This is a genomic window from Paenibacillus sp. FSL R10-2782 (assembly GCF_038592985.1).
Taxonomy (GTDB): Bacteria; Bacillota; Bacilli; order Paenibacillales; family Paenibacillaceae; genus Paenibacillus; species Paenibacillus terrae_C.
Genome location: NZ_CP151951.1, coordinates 1,955,583 through 1,971,186, shown reverse-complemented (window position 1 = coordinate 1,971,186; position 15,604 = coordinate 1,955,583). Strand labels below are relative to the sequence as shown.

The following is a 15,604-nucleotide window of genomic DNA, read 5'->3' as shown; positions in this document are numbered from 1 at the left end:
AGCAAAAAAGGTTGTTCCTCCGCCATGATGATGGTAGAGGAACAACCTTTTTATGTTCTATCCAATTCTCTATACTCGCCTGTCCGTCAGTCCGCTTTAACACTTCCATCCATCACAGTACTGCTACCTTGAAGGCCGAAATATTGCAACAAAAAAGTACGGAACGATTTGGCAACTAATGGAAGCTTGTCATCTCTACGGTGAATTAAGCCAATGGTTCGCGTCACTTCGGGATCAACAATCGACACTCTCGCAGGTTGGAGCGGATTGGTTTGGAACAGCGCCATCTCCGGTAAAAGGCTGACCCCCATACCTGCGGCAACTAATCCGCGGATCGTATCCGTCTCCTCACCTTCAAAAGCGATGTCCGGCGTAAATCCAGCCTCAAGACAAGCCTGCCAGACAATCGGGCGCAGGGAGTAACCATCTCTGAACAGAATGAACTTTTCTCCTTTAAGCTGATCCAGCGTGATATGCCCGGCTGAAGCCAAGGGATGATTAGGAGGTAGTACCGCAAACAGTTCCTCAGTCAGCACCACATCTCCCTCGACATGATCATGACGATCTGGAAAAGGGGATACAAAAGCCAAATCCACCTCACCCGCTAACACATCACGGATCAGGCTCGGATACATCCCCTGTTTAAATCTGAATTTAACATTCGGATACCGTTTGCGAAATTCAGCTACAACCGTAGGAATAAGATGAATGCCTAAACTATGCGGGAAGCCTATTCGAATTTCTCCACCCTCGGGGTCTAAAAACTCATGGACCTCCAGAACAGCCCGCTCCAAATCCTTTATAATCGTTTCAACCCGCTTGCAAAATAACTGCCCCACCGGTGTAAGCTGCAAGTTGCGACCCTTCTGCATAAAAAGGTTCACCCCCAGCTCCTCTTCAAGCTGATGAATTTGCCGACTGACCGCAGATTGCGCCACATGCATCTCCTCGGCTGCCTGAGTGACATGTTCCTTTTGCGCTACCTTCATGAAGTATTGCAACTGTCGTAGTTCCACTCCGTTATTCGCTCCAATCTATTTTTCAACATCAGGAAGAAGAGGTTAGATGAACCCCTCCCTCTTTCTCGCTCTGCTGACTGACGGTAAAGCTGTCTTTAGTGACGTTTACGTTGGCCAGTCAATCTGATCATTAATCCATACAGGAAAAACCCGCTGAGCAGTCCTCCAAAATGGGCGGTCCAGTTAATGTTCGCCACAGCAAACGAAAACAGGATACCAAAGCCGAGCAGCGTGTACAACGTTTTGCGCGAGGCCTCATCCATAAGCGTCCGCTGGAACAGGGCAACGTACAAAAATGCACCGTAGATGCCATATATCGCTCCTGAGGCCCCTACAGAGACTGTGGTTTCCGCCACCATGTTGTAATGCGCAATGGATAGTAAGTTTCCTACAATGCCTGTAGCGAGGTACAACAGTACGTAGCGAAGGGACCCGAGCAGACGTTCCAGCGGCGGAGCAAATACGAGAATCGCAAAGGAATTAAAGAAAAGATGATCAAACCCCGCGTGTAAAAACATAGCTGACACATACCGCCATAACTGGTCGGTAAAGGGCTCCTCATTGATCAGGGCTCCATACCGGATCAGTGTCAAACTATTTTCCGATCCACCATGTACAGTCAGCACAATAAACATCACGATATTGATAAATAAAATCAAACAGGTTACCGGGTAAAAACGCAAATAACTTTTCCAGTTCTCATAACGTAAAAAAATCAATGTAATCCTTCCTTCATAGGTGTCTCCACCTTATTCAAATTGGACAATGTCTTTTATAAAAGATTATAATAGATTTCAGCACCGATAACCAATGCTAAAAACCAAGGAGGCTATTACATATGGCACAAGAACGTAAAGAAGTTGCTACTTTTAAAGGCAATCCTTTGACTCTCGTGGGTCCTGAACTGAAAGTTGGTGATCAGGCACCTGATTTTAAATTGCAAAAAAATCTACTGGAAGCTACTACGCTTCAAGACTTTGCAGGTAAAGTCAAGCTAATCAGCGTTGTTCCTTCTCTCGATACAGGCGTATGTGACGCACAAACCCGTCGTTTTAATCAAGAAGCGGATTCTCTTGGGGATCAAGTCGTGATACTGACTGTCAGCGTCGATCTGCCGTTCGCCCAAGCTCGTTGGTGCGGCGCTGCGGGCATTGACCGTGTATTGACACTATCCGATTACAAGGACCATTCCTTTGGTGAGTCCTACGGCGTGTTCATTAAGGAATTCCATCTGGATCATCGCGCTATTTTCGTTATTGATCAAAACGATAAAATCGCTTACGTAGAATACTTGAGTGAAATGTCCGAGCATCCTGACTATGACCAAGCGATTGCAGCAGTGAAGAAGCTCGTCTAATTCACGCTGCTTGCGTTAAGGACTGATTCAAATACTAAAAAAGCGAGTGAAGGGTTGCCTTCCTCGCTTTTTTGACGTTTATCTGCCACTTTGCTGCTCACACGCTGCAATCACTGTACAACCTTATGAGCGGACAGTTTCTTGTCAATCATAGCGAACAACTGCAAAATAATGCGATAATTTGCACCCAGATCCCCCAGCGATCCACGTGATGCGGAATAAATATCCACAGCACTCCGAACTGGCGAGACGGACAGTATAGAAACGGTAATGTCGACAGTTCTGCCGAATGCCGTTCGCTTCTCAAGCGTAATCTCACCTACGGATGGCACCTCATGCAGCACCTTGTAACCAGGAATTTTTTTTAAAACGGACGATACCTCTTCCCAAGCCTTGTCTCTCGATAAGTTATAATAGCGTGTCTTCATTTGGGGGTCTTTGACCCGGTCGCTTGTACTTTCTTGGCTGCGCACAATCCCTACCAGAGTCCTCTTCAACGACAAGACATTTCCTCCTTCACGATAATCGTTGCTGAACACAGCACACCGACTCCCCTTTGCTGCAAGCGCTTTATAAAAACGTTAAAACAACAAAGTGAACCCGATCATACTTGCAGTATGCGATTGAGTACCTTATTTCTTATTTTAGCATTGTTACATACAAAAAACACCCTATTTCTGCACGGAGCAGTATCAGGGTGTGTTGATTACGTCATTGAGTACCCGCCGATGCCGTCCGACCATAGCGTCTTCTGAACCTGCTTTAGCAGGTGGGTGACCGCAGGACAAACTTTTGAAGTCCCCTTGTCAAAATTGACAGGGCTTTTCAGCTGTCCACCCGTATTGATCTCCCTAGACATTGTCATTGGTTCAAAACAACAAATGATCGTAACGTGCATCGCAGGATGTGACCTTATTATAGCGCTTCTCACTTGGAAAGTAAATGCCAGGAGAAATCTGTTTTATTTTTGGAGGTTATCACTTTTCTTGTCTTTCGTGCTTGCTTCCTCTTCGTCTTTCTGTTTCATCTTTTCCATCTGATCCTGCATTTTGAGGAACGTTCCATAAAAATTAAAGAATGCGAACCAGGCCACCACACTACCAATGAAGAACAAAAACAGCACAGGGTATTTGGCCCCAATAAAGATAACAACCGCGCTACCGAGCATAGTAGAAAATACGCGGAACGGTCGAATGAGCGTCAGCAAGACCGCATTTTTGATCAGTTGTCCGATGGACATATGATAATGAGCAACCATCGAGAAAAAGTTAAACATGGATACGAGCAAAATAATGATGAGAATAAGCATGATAATGCCTACAATTTGCAAATTGCTGAGCTGCGTCATATACACGGTATAATCCACATACATAATGACAAACAGCAGCGTGTAAAAGATGCCTCCAATCAGGCTCTGCTTGTAGTTTTCCTTGTATCCTTTAAAAAAAGTACGAAACACACCTAAATCCGTATCGCCCATTACCCATTTGCGAACGACGCTAAACATGGCCGATGTAGCCGGGAATAAAGTAAGCGGTGCCAAAAAAGCCATCGCCCAATTCATTTGTAAAGATTCATTAACCAAGTTCTGATTCATCACAAGTAGTTTGAGTATGAGGCAGAACATAAAAGGCGACGAGCATAACACCCATAACAAATTGGTAGCCGCCAGTCGGGTAATCCATTCAGTCAGGCGATAAATACCACCCATAGCTCCTTTAAACTCCAACGTTAGCCTCTCCCTCCGCAAGCCTTGGCAGTTCCACGGCTCATGTTGCTGTGCCTGTAAATTCCGGCTGTTGACTATATCATACCGTATTTCATCCCCAATGCGCCAGTGAAATCAATACTTCGGGAATCGAAGCAGATTGCTAAGAAATTTTATACTCCTTGAGTTCATAGCAAAAAAACCGAAGCGAGAATTCACTTCGGCTTTCCTGTTATTCAATTCTTATTCAGAAGAGGAATCATCGCGTCTTGCAGGACGACGAGTTTCTCCGCTATTGCTTGGACGTGGTCTGCGATCTCCGCTATTGCGGCTTGCGGAATCACGGTTGTAGCTACCGCCTTCTTTGCCGCCACGGTTGTAGCCACCATATCCACCTTTGCTACCGCTGCCGCCAGTACGATTGGAGTTATAACCACCGTTACTGCGTCCGCTGTAGTTAGACGGCTTGCGTCCGCCGGAACGAACATCCGGTTTACGACGTTTTGCACGAATTGGATCTTCCGGAGTCAGTTCAATAGACGCTTCTCTTTTCTCGCCAGTCATCAGCTTCAAAGCTGCGGAGAGAAGTTGTACGGAGTCATACTGCTCCAGCATTTGAATAGCCAAGCCTTTGTATTCGTTCAGCTCACCGCTTTCTACAGCCTCTAGGAGACGTTCTGCGATGATGCGTTGTTTGCCTTCCAAAGCTTCAGCCAAGGTTGGAAGCGGCTTACGCGCAATACGGTGACGAGTTACGCGTTCAATGAAATGCAAATGATCAATTTCACGAGGCGTTACGAAAGACCATGCTTCCCCTTCTTTACCTGCACGTCCAGTACGTCCAATACGGTGAACATAGCTTTCCGGATCTTGCGGAAGGTCAAAATTCACAACGTGAGATACACCGGAAACGTCCAAACCACGGGCAGCTACATCAGTTGCTACGAGCACGTCAATGCTTCCATCGCGGAATTTGCGCATTACAGCATCACGTTGGTTCTGAGACAAGTCACCATGCAAACCGTCAGCGGAATATCCACGTTTTTGCAGAGCTTCAGCCAGCTCGTCTACCCGACGCTTGGTACGACCAAATACGATAGCAAGTTCTGGAGATTCCATGTCGATCAAACGGCTCAAAGCTTCGAATTTTTGACGTTCAGGAACTTCAATGTAGGCCTGATCAATCAGTGGAGCACTAACTTGTTTAGGGATAACTGAAACATGCTCAGGGTTTTTGAGGAATTGTTCAGCCAGTCTTTTGATATTAGGAGGCATCGTAGCCGAGAAAAGCATCGTTTGACGCTCGTCCGGAACCTGCTTCAGAATGGATTGGATATCTTCCATAAAGCCCATATCCAACATTTCATCCGCTTCATCCAAAACAACGGTGTTTACGTCTTCCAGCTTGATGGTTTTGCGGTTAATATGGTCGAGCAAGCGACCTGGTGTACCAATGATAATTTGAGGTTTCTTTTTCAAAGCGCGAATCTGGCGCACGATATCTTGACCGCCATAGATCGGCAGGGTGCGAAGGCCTTTGAAGCGGGACAGCTTTTCGATTTCTTCAGCTACCTGAATGGCAAGCTCACGTGTAGGTGCCATAATCAGTGCTCTGATTTTGTCATCGTTTCTAGAGATTTTGCTGATCAATGGAATACCAAAAGCTGCGGTTTTACCTGTACCTGTTTGGGCTTGGCCAATCATGTCTCTTCCTTGCAGCGCAAGAGGAATGGATTGGGATTGAATCGGCGTCGCTTCTTCAAAACCAAGCTCTGTAATCGCCTCAAGTACTTTCGGTTCAAGATTAAATTCTGCAAATGTCGTCAAATTTATTCAAACTCCTTCATAATGGTGGATGTGGTGGACAATCCACAATGTTGTCTGTATTCTTAAGTAGCGATATTATTGTATAGGTTTTCCCAATACAGTAACAGTTTATTTAGGCCTATAACTGCATCATTCTGTATAAACTCGGGTAACCTTATCCGATACATCTTAAACGAATTTATCCTTTTTAAAACAGTTTAAATTTTAAGTGTTTCTCTGGACAGAAGGTCCCTACTCAAGAATATCCACATCGCATTATAGCACAAAACAATTCATGAATACCAGCAAGTTGCTTTCCGTATATTTTAAATGAGGTGAAAAAACGTTGTTAAAAATAGTGTTAAACTGTTTTGTTGTCATTTTGGGGGCCGCTGCTATAGCAAGCGGTTTTAATCTGTTTCTCGTGCCCCACCACCTGCTGAGCGGCGGAGTAGCAGGGCTTTCCATGTTAATTGGCTACTTTACAAAATTCGATATCAGCGTGATGTATTTTGTTCTGAACATCCCGATGCTTATTGCTGGCTGGTTTATTTTAGGCAAGCGATTTATTAGTATGAGTATTTTATCTGTTGTCGCTACAACATGGATTTTGGCCTGGATTCCAGTGCAAGCTCTCGTTAAAGATACGCTGCTTGCCTCCGTTTTTGGTGGAGTGTTGATTGGCGTTGGAGCAGGGATCTCCTTTCGGGTGGGAGGATCTACTGGCGGCTTTGACATTATCGGCTCCATTGTCACCCGTTACCGCGATTTCCCTGTAGGGACCGTGATCGTCGGTTTGAATGGACTGGTTATTCTGGCAGCGGGATATCTGAATCAAGACTGGAATATTGCCCTTGCATCCATGTTATCCATTTTCGTGACCGGCAAGGTGCTGGATCAGATTTATGTGAGCCACACCAAAATAACCGTTTACATCATCACAGAGCATACTGAGAAATTGCTCAGCCGAATGCTGACGACTCCACGTGGAGTCAGTAAAATTAAAATTGAAGGTGCATTTTCTCATACTGAAAAGGATATGCTGATGACAGTTACAACACGCTACGAGCTGGCAGAACTGAAACGCATTATTAAGCAAGTGGATCCCTCTGCTTTCGTTAATATCGTGGAAACAGTAGGAGTTATGGGCTCTTTCCGCCGAAGATAAGCACGAACCCAAGTGTCAAAAAGTCGTTTCTGTGGTACACTATACGTGCGCTGTTCCCATACTATATAAAGACCAGCTTTACCTGCTATTTCACAGGCACTTTGCTTTTCCGATTCGTACCGAATGATTCTGATGGAATGATTCCGAGCAGGAAAGGGTGATTTTTGTGGAAATGGAAACGGTAAAACTGTCCGACATTGTCTTGAGGTGGTATCCAGAAATGCTCCCGTTTCTCAAAAAGAATGAGCTGAACTCGATGATTGTACTTCGGGACGGGATGGCCATTCTCAAGCCCACGGATGCGCTCGAAATTATTCAGTACAGTATTTGTGAGCATCAGGACAATACGTATCTTCAGTAAACATCTTCATTAAATCTCTCCACCAAGTGCCGCTCCTTCCGGTTGCAGTCCGCAGCCACGAAGAAAGCGGCATTATTTATGTCATTTTACGGATTCAATGGACACGGGTTGGGTTAATCATGTAAGACTGTCCCTGATGATTCCAGCATTGGTTACAACCGTGTTGTTTTTTCGATACATAACTTTACGTATAATCAGGTAAGCGACATACATAAGGGAGAGAGTTAAGAAATGAGTATGATTTGGGCAATTATGCTATTGGCAATAGGAATGGGCGGAAACGAGACACAATCAGTCAACGGCCCAAATGTAAAAGATACGGTGGCAACGACAATCAACAGCGCGATGATTCAGGCCCAACAAAGTGGTCTGAAGGTGGATGCATCCAATCCTCCAGTTAAAATTGACCCCCAGCCGACGACTCCTGCTATCAAGGGGATTTATGTCACGGCTTATAGCGCAGGCGGTTCACGTATGACCCAGTTGCTTGAACTGCTAGACAAGACAGAGCTCAATTCCATGGTTATTGATATTAAAGATGATGCAGGTTACATTACTTATCCAACGACCAATCCCGGGCTGCTGAAATTGGGCAAGCCGCAAAAATTCATTCGGGATATTTCCGGTTTGATGGACCGATTGAAAAAGCACAACGTGTACCCGATTGCCCGTATTGTAGTATTTAAAGATACGGTATTAGCCAACAAAAATCCCGAAATGTCCTTCCGCAATCCTGACGGCTCTGTCTGGAAAAACGGCAAGGGCGATGGGTTCGTCAATCCCTATAATAAAGAAGTTTGGGATTATAATATTGCTATCGCCAAGGAGGCGGCAAAGCTGGGCTTCAAGGAAATTCAGTTTGACTATGTACGTTTCCCTGAAGGCTTTGAAAAAAGAGCGGACAAGCTGAAATATACCAAATCCGATCAATCACGTGTGGATGCGGTCGCTGAGTTCGTGCAATATGCCCGTAAAGAGCTTGCTCCACTGGGTGTGCGGGTATCGGTAGATATTTTCGGGTATGCCGCATCCGTTCCCGCTGCGGAAGGAATTGGACAGGATTTCGCCAAAATTTCAGAAAACGTGGATGTCATTTCTCCTATGGTTTATCCAAGTCACTATACAACAGGCTGGTTCGGTGTAAAGGACCCTGACAAAAATCCGTACCGGACCATTAAAGGGTCGATGGCAGATACGCACAAAAAGCTTGACCCGACAGGCAAGCTGAAACCAATCATTCGTCCATGGATTCAGGATTTTACCGCAAGCTGGCTGGGAAGCGGCCATTATGCCAAATATGGTAAAACCCAGGTTGAGGATCAAATTCGAGCGCTTAAGGACATGAAAGTGGATGAATATTTACTCTGGAATGCTACAAACCGCTATACGAGCGGAGTAACGTACAAATAATCCATATATCCCGGTCTTATCATTACTTTTAAGAAATACACTCAATGATTTAGAAGTTTCGAAGGCTGCCCCATTCGTTTGATCATGGGTGCAGTCTTTTTTGTTGCTGTTCAAATGCTGCCGCATCCCTTACAATAAATACTTGACATGTTATGATATATTCGATTGATAACTCCAAGTAAGTGAGGACATAAAAATGCAATCAACTCTAACTAACAGCCAGAAATGGAAGCAGCTTTTTAACATTTTGCTCCCTATTCTGGTAACACAGCTTGCACTATCCGCGATGACTTTTTTTGATACTAATATGTCAGGACACTTTTCTTCTGCCGATTTGGCTGGTGTAGCCATCGGTGTGAGTCTGTGGGTACCCGTGCAAACAGGCCTAAACGGAATACTTATGGCCGTTACCCCTATTGTATCGCAATTGGTTGGAGCACAGCGCAAGGACAAGGTTTCTTACTATGTCATTCAGGCGCTGTGGCTTTCACTCACTCTATCCATGATTGTTCTGATTGCAGGTGTTTTTCTCGTTAAGCCCATTCTCCACGGAATGAATCTGGAGTTGAGGGTTCATAATGTGGCTTTGTACTACCTTTGTGCGATGGCCTTCGGCATTGCCCCGCTCTTTGCTTATACGGTCCTTCGGAGCTTTATGGATGCGCTGGGACAAACTCGGTTTACAATGACCATCACGCTGATGTCGTTGCCCATCAATGTCTTGTTGAATTACTTACTTATTTATGGAAACTGGGGGTTTCCGCGCCTGGGAGGTGTGGGTTCCGGAGTGGCAACTGCCGCCACGTACTGGATTGTTATGCTTGTTACTGGCATCACCGTACATTGGGGAAGGATATTTGCCGAGTACGGGGTTTTCAGCAAGATATACGGCATCGCTGCTAGCGCTTGGAAAGAGCTTATCAAAATCGGCGTACCCATCGGCTTTGCGATCTTTTTCGAGACCGCTGTCTTCTCAGCTGTTACCCTTTTCATGAGCAGTTATAATACGGCAACAATTGGGGCTCATCAGGCAGCTATGAACTTTGCATCCACGCTGTACATGATTCCACTCAGCATTTGTATGGCACTCACGATTCTAGTTGGGTATGAGGCAGGGGCAGGACGATCGCGGGATGCAAAAATATACAGCGTAATGGGGATCAGCAGTGCGATTGGTCTGTCATTGATCACGGCTGTTGTGCTTGTGATCTGGGGCGAACAGGTCGCCCGGCTGTACTCCACCGATCCACAGGTTATTCAGTTAACGCAACATTTCCTGCTCTATGCGATTTTCTTTCAAATATCCGACGCTATCGCTACACCTACTCAAGGAGCACTGCGTGGGTATAAGGATGTCAATTCGGCCTTTCTGATTACGTTCCTGGCCTATTGGGTTATCGGACTTCCTGTAGGGTATATTATCGCACGTTGGACATCATTTGGTCCCTACGGCTACTGGATTGGCTTGATTACAGGTTTGGCCGCGGGAGCAGTGGCACTTCTCTTCCGCCTGCTGGTTGTACAACGACGTTTTACCGAAAATAAACGACGCGCAGAGGCTGTTTAGCCTTTGCGTATCAGCGTGTTTCCATGACATAGGCAGTACCCGAAGCTATTCTTTTTTTCTCCACAATAGCTACTTCGTTCAGTTTCGGAGGATACAGAAAATGTCTCTCCACATGCTGATCCACAGCCTGGAATGCCTGCTCCTCATTTTCCGCAACGAGAATAACCGTTAAGGCTCCTTCCGAGCTGTCCACTTCGATTTTGAACAAATACATGGTTTATTTCCTCCAGATCTGCTTTAAATGTTAAAAAATAAGCGGATGACTGGAGTCATCCGCATGAATTTAAGAATTCCTAAATGTGAATCAATTTGTTACATAAAACAGCTTTCATTACTGGGACAAGCGCAAAGCCAGCTCGTAAAGCTCCATATTGAATTCTTTTTTCGTATTTACGACCTTGTCAATATCTGTGGCTACCAGCTTGCCGTCAATCGTTCCACAAGCCTTGTCAGATACGCCCTCAATCAATTGACGAACAGCAAAGTCACCCAAACGGCTTGCCAGATTACGGTCAAATGCGGTTGGTGTGCCTCCACGTTGAATGTGCCCAAGCACTGTTACACGCGGCTCATAATCCGGACAGTTTTCCTGGATTACCTGTGCTACGGTCTCGCCTTTGCCTGCGCCTTCAGCAACGATAATGATACTATGGCGTTTGCCGTGCTTAAAGTTTTGCTTCATCCGATCAGATACTTCATTCAGGTCAAACTCTACCTCGGGTACCAAAATCGTTTCCGCACCGGAAGCCAGACCTGCATGCAAAGCAATATCGCCGCAATGACGTCCCATAACTTCTACAATAGAAGAACGCTCATGCGATGACATCGTATCACGCAGCTTGTTGATGGCGTCCACTACGATACTAACTGCCGTATCAAAACCAATCGTGTAGTCAGTGAAGGAAATGTCATTGTCAATCGTACCTGGAAGACACATGGTTTTAATTCCTTGCTTGGTCAGTTTGTTAGCCCCTTGATAGGAACCGTCTCCACCAATCACGACTACACCATCAATTCCACGGTCACGCAAAATTTGTGCGCCTTTTTTCTGCCCTTCTTCAGTCGTAAATTCCTTGCATCTTGCAGATTGAAGTACAGTACCCCCACGTTGGATAATATCTCCGACACTTCTCAAATCCATCGGGAAAATATCATCATTCAACAGGCCCTGATATCCGCGTTGAACCCCGAATACTTCAAGTCCAAAATACAAGCCACTGCGCACAACGGCGCGAACTGCGGCGTTCATCCCCTGTGAATCTCCACCACTCGTTAATACTGCGATTTTCTTAACTGCTGTCATGATTTATGACCTCCTCAAAATGTTCATAAAAGCCTTCTTATCCATCGACTGTTTAAGAAGAAAAACAAGCGCATGAGCGGACTGTTTTTCATTAAACGTTTCGAAACCGAGCGCACTTCCTGCTGCTCGCTAACTTTGGGGTCGGATAAATATAACGCCAGCAATCCCTCGATAATCATCCGGTGAAAGGAGCTGGCAGGGACATCTGCAATATCAACCCGCGCCCGATTCACAACATAGGCGATCCGGTCCAGCATCATGTCGGTATCTTCATAATAATTGCAGAAGTTAAGATCTCCGCCCTTCCGGTCTTCGTCTTGATCGATTAGATAATCCAGCAAAATATGAAGACTGCACACATGTGGAAAATACGATGCATGTATTGAGGCAGCCCCCGCATCCGTGAGATGCCGGTCGCTGGCAGCAAGAAACAGCATAAATACCCCCAGGGTTGAACCGGTAGCAGCAGCAAATTCGTTCCAGCGCAGCTCCGGTGTACGGCCCTTATGAACCGACCACCAATCCAGTAGCGCTTGTTCGCGCAATTCGGGTTTAATATGCTTGTAAACTTGCAAATCCGTGTATAATCCCGCCAGATCCTGAACGTAAGGCATTGCCGCCTCATAGCCAGGAAGCCTGCTTATACAAGACTGACAGGTTGTCACCAGCCCGGTCAAATAACCGCCATCCTCCTGCTCACGACGCAAAGCGTAATAATTCACTGGCTTGGCTGCCGGGTTGACCGCATCCAGCATAGACTGATGCAACAGCCTGAAATCATCCGGATCCATGGACGTGCTGCGATCACACAGGTTGTCCAGATAATCGCTAATCGTCTGATACGCCACAATAAGCGGAATTAACGTCTGCCGGGCAGACATATTCCCTGCGGCATACACCGCTCCGCCTACACAGTGAAATGTCTTTTCTGCTATGCTTGCAAGTGCCTGACTTCTCAACTCGGGATCCGGAATCTGTTCAGCCTTATGTTTCCAATTTGCCAATTCGTGCTTCGTTTCAGGGAGAATGTGCTTGTACATTCGGCTCATTAGACCTATGGGGCCTCTCGGAACTTGATAACGTCCTTGCTCAACATAACTCAAATGACGGTGCCTCCACATTGTTGTCTACGTAATTATACCTATCCAAACCATACTCATTATAATATGATCGTCCTTTTAGCACAAATGAACAACCTCACTTTTTCTTTATTATTTAAGAAAAACGAACCATTTTCATAAAAAATCTTTTTACCTGTCTTGATCAAATGTACAAAAATTGAAATTAAACAAAATTTCCCCTGATAAAATTATTAATTTAAAATAGGCTTAAGGCCCTGCCTATCCCTCATCCTCTACAGGCCTTACGCCATGAAATCCATCCATGCTGGCCTGCTTCCATTTTCCAAAAGCATAATAGAAAATAACTGCCACTGCTGAGATGGCAAAACCAACAGGGAAGCTCCACCATACAGCATCCAGACCGTATTCATCGACAAACGCATAGGCCAGAGGAATACGAATACCCCATAATGAAATGATGGTAATTAAAAGTGGTACGACTACGGAACCTGTAGATCGTACAACCCCTGTAATGACATTTGTAATACCGAATATGACAAAAGACCACAACGTAATCAGATTAATCCGCATGCCCAGTTCCAAAGCGCCGCCACTAGAAGGAAGGAACATCAGCAAGGCCTCCCGGTTGAAGATGTAAATCAATACTACTAATCCACCAGTCAGTACAAAATTGTACACAATTCCAATCCATGTAATCTTGCGCACCCGATCCCAACGCCCAGCCCCGATATTTTGTGCCGCAAAGGAAGACACAGCAGCACCTAGTGCCATGGCTGGCATCTGCACATAGCTGGACAAGTTATTTGCTGCAGTATAAGCTGCTGCCGCCACTGTACCGTATCCGTTAATCAGGTTCATCAACGCGATTGCACTGGAGGAGACAGCAATCATTTGCAGCCCCATAGGCACTCCCTTACGGATTAAGGCCCAAATAATTTCCCAATCAAATCTCAGCAAATGAAGCTCTGAGGATGTAATACGCAAAAAGTATTTTACACGGTAAAGATAAATGAGAATCAGCACGAAGCTGACCCCTTGAGCGATCAGTGTAGCCGCTGCAGAACCCCCGATGCCCATCGCGGGTATAGGTCCCCATCCAAATATTAACAATGGATTAAGCAGCACATCCAGTACGACAGAAATGAGTAGAAAATAAAATGGTGTTTTGGAATCCCCCGCCCCTCTCATCACGGTCATAATATAGTTATAACCGTACAAAAAGGGCATACCCGCAAAAATAATACGCGTATATGTGATTGCCATATCCACAGACTCAGCGGGCGTGTTCAGCACACGAAGAATCCATGGAGATCCAAAAAATCCTATAATGCCCACAGCCAGAGCAAGTACAAGAAAAAAGACTGCACTTGTGCCTACTATACGCTTGGTTTCAGCAACATCTCCCGCACCAATCTTCTGCCCGATCATGATGGTGGCAGCCATGGTGACGCCAAAGATGGCGCTGATGAGAAAAAACATAATAATGTTTCCGTTGGAAGCGGCGGTCAATGCAGCCTCGCCCAGAAACTTGCCGACCCAGATCGAATTGATCGTTCCATTCAGCGACTGTATCACGTTTCCGAACAGCATTGGCAAGGAGAATAAAAACAGTGTTTTGGCAATTGGACCTTCGGTCAAGGAAGGTTTACGACTTGCCTCTGCTGCGCTCATCTTATCAACTCCTTCAATAATAACGAATGCTTTGTTTCCATTACGGTATAATACCCTATTCCAGTTCAGCTTTCTCATATCATAAACTTTTTTACGCAAAAAAGCGCAGTCCCTTAAATTTTAAGGAACTGCGCTCTCAATTCATCGTTTAACCGTAATATATAAGACATCCGCATGAGCGGAACATTTCTTACAATTCAGTTACACTTACAGTTTATTTACGTTAGCTGCTTGGGGTCCACGGTTACCTTCAGTAATTTCGAATTCAACCGCTTGACCTTCTTCCAAAGTCTTAAAGCCGTCGCCTTGGATTGCGGAGAAATGTACAAATACGTCCTCGCCACCATCCACTTGGATGAAGCCATAACCTTTTTCTGCGTTAAACCATTTTACTGTACCTTTCAAGTGAACAACCTCCTAAAAATACCGCCATCTATGGCGAATATCCATATTATACTTCATGCTTTTTCACAATGCAATTGATGTTTTGAGGGCTTTTACAGGCTGGAATGATTTGCTTTTGTCGCGGAAACTGCGGTATCATGAACCAAAACATCTTTAAAATCGGAGACATGCATATGATGAAAAAACACGAAATATACAAAAAAGACAATTGGAACATGATGACTGTCGAGGTGCAGGGCCGTTACATCGTTCTACGGGAAATATCCGATGATTGGGGCGAAGAAGCCCACACGTTTTTGAGCCGTCCGGCGCTGATGCATTGGGCTCAAAATCGGTTTCCCAAGCAGTCCTTTCAAGATAACGAGGAAGAGTGGCAGCGGATCATGAACGCTTTCAAACAGGTATAGCGCATTCATGGTGTCCAATAGCTTTCTCATCTTCATTATTCTGGCCTTTACGCTGGGCGGAGTGCTGATCATGAAACGTGATACGTTACCGGCTCCTCTCAAAAAGTGGATGGCCCTCACTGCCGTAATCATGGTTTGCTTTGCCTTTTATCTTATTGTATACAGCTTATTAAATATAGGTTCCGACCCAAGGTAAGGAAAATGATACTTTTGGGCGCAAGAGGTCATACTATGGCATAACAAGCCATGGTATAAGGAGGATATGCCGTTCATGCATGCCACAAAACCTCTTGCTCTGCTGCTCACGGTCAGCGTGGCGGTTTCTTCATTTTGGCAGCCG

Annotated in this window: 17 protein-coding genes and 1 other RNA gene; 7 read left to right on the top strand and 11 right to left on the bottom strand. The window is 45.4% G+C overall.

The window, feature by feature from the left end:
* Positions 1-86: 86 nt before the first annotated feature.
* On the bottom strand, positions 87-1,016 hold the full coding sequence (locus NST83_RS09150; RefSeq protein WP_137062556.1) for a LysR family transcriptional regulator: 930 nt from the start codon (positions 1,014-1,016) through the stop codon (positions 87-89).
* A 98-nt stretch (positions 1,017-1,114) separates the two neighbouring features.
* Positions 1,115-1,738, bottom strand: coding sequence for a rhomboid family intramembrane serine protease (locus NST83_RS09145; RefSeq protein WP_342417375.1), 624 nt, complete (start codon positions 1,736-1,738; stop codon positions 1,115-1,117).
* Between the two features lie 119 nt (positions 1,739-1,857).
* Between NST83_RS09145 and tpx the strand changes: the two genes are divergently transcribed.
* Positions 1,858-2,376, top strand: a complete 519-nt coding sequence (gene tpx / locus NST83_RS09140) for a thiol peroxidase (protein ID WP_342417374.1) — start codon at positions 1,858-1,860, stop codon at positions 2,374-2,376.
* Positions 2,377-2,486: 110 nt separating this feature from the next.
* On the opposite strand, the gene NST83_RS09135 is transcribed toward tpx, so the two are convergent.
* From NST83_RS09135 to NST83_RS09120, 4 genes are all read right to left on the bottom strand, one after another.
* Positions 2,487-2,879 (bottom strand): DUF1499 domain-containing protein, encoded by a 393-nt coding sequence (locus NST83_RS09135; protein WP_137062553.1) that lies wholly within the window; start codon positions 2,877-2,879, stop codon positions 2,487-2,489.
* Between the two features lie 212 nt (positions 2,880-3,091).
* Positions 3,092-3,285: non-coding RNA, 6S RNA (gene ssrS / locus NST83_RS09130), on the bottom strand.
* A gap of 52 nt (positions 3,286-3,337) precedes the next feature.
* Positions 3,338-4,105 (bottom strand): DUF624 domain-containing protein, encoded by a 768-nt coding sequence (locus NST83_RS09125; protein WP_137062552.1) that lies wholly within the window; start codon positions 4,103-4,105, stop codon positions 3,338-3,340.
* 222 nt (positions 4,106-4,327) lie between these two features.
* A complete protein-coding gene (locus NST83_RS09120; RefSeq protein ID WP_342417373.1) occupies positions 4,328-5,911 on the bottom strand; it encodes a DEAD/DEAH box helicase in 1,584 nt (527 codons plus the stop codon).
* Between the two features lie 325 nt (positions 5,912-6,236).
* On the opposite strand from NST83_RS09120, the gene NST83_RS09115 reads away from it, so the two are divergent.
* The 4 genes from NST83_RS09115 to NST83_RS09100 all read left to right on the top strand — a co-directional run bounded on the left by NST83_RS09115 (position 6,237) and on the right by NST83_RS09100 (position 10,396).
* A complete protein-coding gene (locus NST83_RS09115; RefSeq protein ID WP_137062550.1) occupies positions 6,237-7,058 on the top strand; it encodes a YitT family protein in 822 nt (273 codons plus the stop codon).
* A 172-nt stretch (positions 7,059-7,230) separates the two neighbouring features.
* Positions 7,231-7,419, top strand: coding sequence for a hypothetical protein (locus tag NST83_RS09110; RefSeq protein ID WP_082067170.1), 189 nt, complete (start codon positions 7,231-7,233; stop codon positions 7,417-7,419).
* Positions 7,420-7,650: 231 nt separating this feature from the next.
* The gene (locus tag NST83_RS09105) at positions 7,651-8,829 is read left to right on the top strand and encodes a putative glycoside hydrolase (RefSeq protein ID WP_342417372.1); all 1,179 of its coding nucleotides are present in this window, start codon (positions 7,651-7,653) and stop codon (positions 8,827-8,829) included.
* Between the two features lie 196 nt (positions 8,830-9,025).
* A complete protein-coding gene (locus NST83_RS09100) occupies positions 9,026-10,396 on the top strand; it encodes an MATE family efflux transporter (RefSeq protein ID WP_342417371.1) in 1,371 nt (456 codons plus the stop codon).
* 10 nt (positions 10,397-10,406) lie between these two features.
* Here the strand turns inward: NST83_RS09100 and NST83_RS09095 are convergent, their stop codons facing one another.
* The 5 genes from NST83_RS09095 to NST83_RS09075 all read right to left on the bottom strand — a co-directional run bounded on the left by NST83_RS09095 (position 10,407) and on the right by NST83_RS09075 (position 14,857).
* Complete coding sequence (locus NST83_RS09095) at positions 10,407-10,610, bottom strand: DUF3906 family protein (RefSeq protein WP_137062547.1); 204 nt, start codon at positions 10,608-10,610, stop codon at positions 10,407-10,409.
* 117 nt (positions 10,611-10,727) lie between these two features.
* On the bottom strand, positions 10,728-11,699 hold the full coding sequence (gene pfkA, locus NST83_RS09090; protein WP_342417370.1) for a 6-phosphofructokinase: 972 nt from the start codon (positions 11,697-11,699) through the stop codon (positions 10,728-10,730).
* Between the two features lie 23 nt (positions 11,700-11,722).
* The gene (locus NST83_RS09085) at positions 11,723-12,802 is read right to left on the bottom strand and encodes a tetraprenyl-beta-curcumene synthase family protein (RefSeq protein ID WP_137062545.1); all 1,080 of its coding nucleotides are present in this window, start codon (positions 12,800-12,802) and stop codon (positions 11,723-11,725) included.
* A 237-nt stretch (positions 12,803-13,039) separates the two neighbouring features.
* Complete coding sequence (locus NST83_RS09080; protein ID WP_342417369.1) at positions 13,040-14,452, bottom strand: MATE family efflux transporter; 1,413 nt, start codon at positions 14,450-14,452, stop codon at positions 13,040-13,042.
* Between the two features lie 207 nt (positions 14,453-14,659).
* Positions 14,660-14,857 carry a cold shock domain-containing protein gene (locus NST83_RS09075; RefSeq protein WP_010348936.1) on the bottom strand — a complete coding sequence of 66 codons (198 nt, stop codon included), beginning with the start codon at positions 14,855-14,857 and terminating at the stop codon, positions 14,660-14,662.
* A 173-nt stretch (positions 14,858-15,030) separates the two neighbouring features.
* On the opposite strand from NST83_RS09075, the gene NST83_RS09070 reads away from it, so the two are divergent.
* Positions 15,031-15,264, top strand: coding sequence for a hypothetical protein (locus NST83_RS09070; RefSeq protein ID WP_013309704.1), 234 nt, complete (start codon positions 15,031-15,033; stop codon positions 15,262-15,264).
* Between the two features lie 7 nt (positions 15,265-15,271).
* Positions 15,272-15,460 (top strand): hypothetical protein, encoded by a 189-nt coding sequence (locus NST83_RS09065; protein WP_025686450.1) that lies wholly within the window; start codon positions 15,272-15,274, stop codon positions 15,458-15,460.
* Positions 15,461-15,604: the final 144 nt, after the last annotated feature.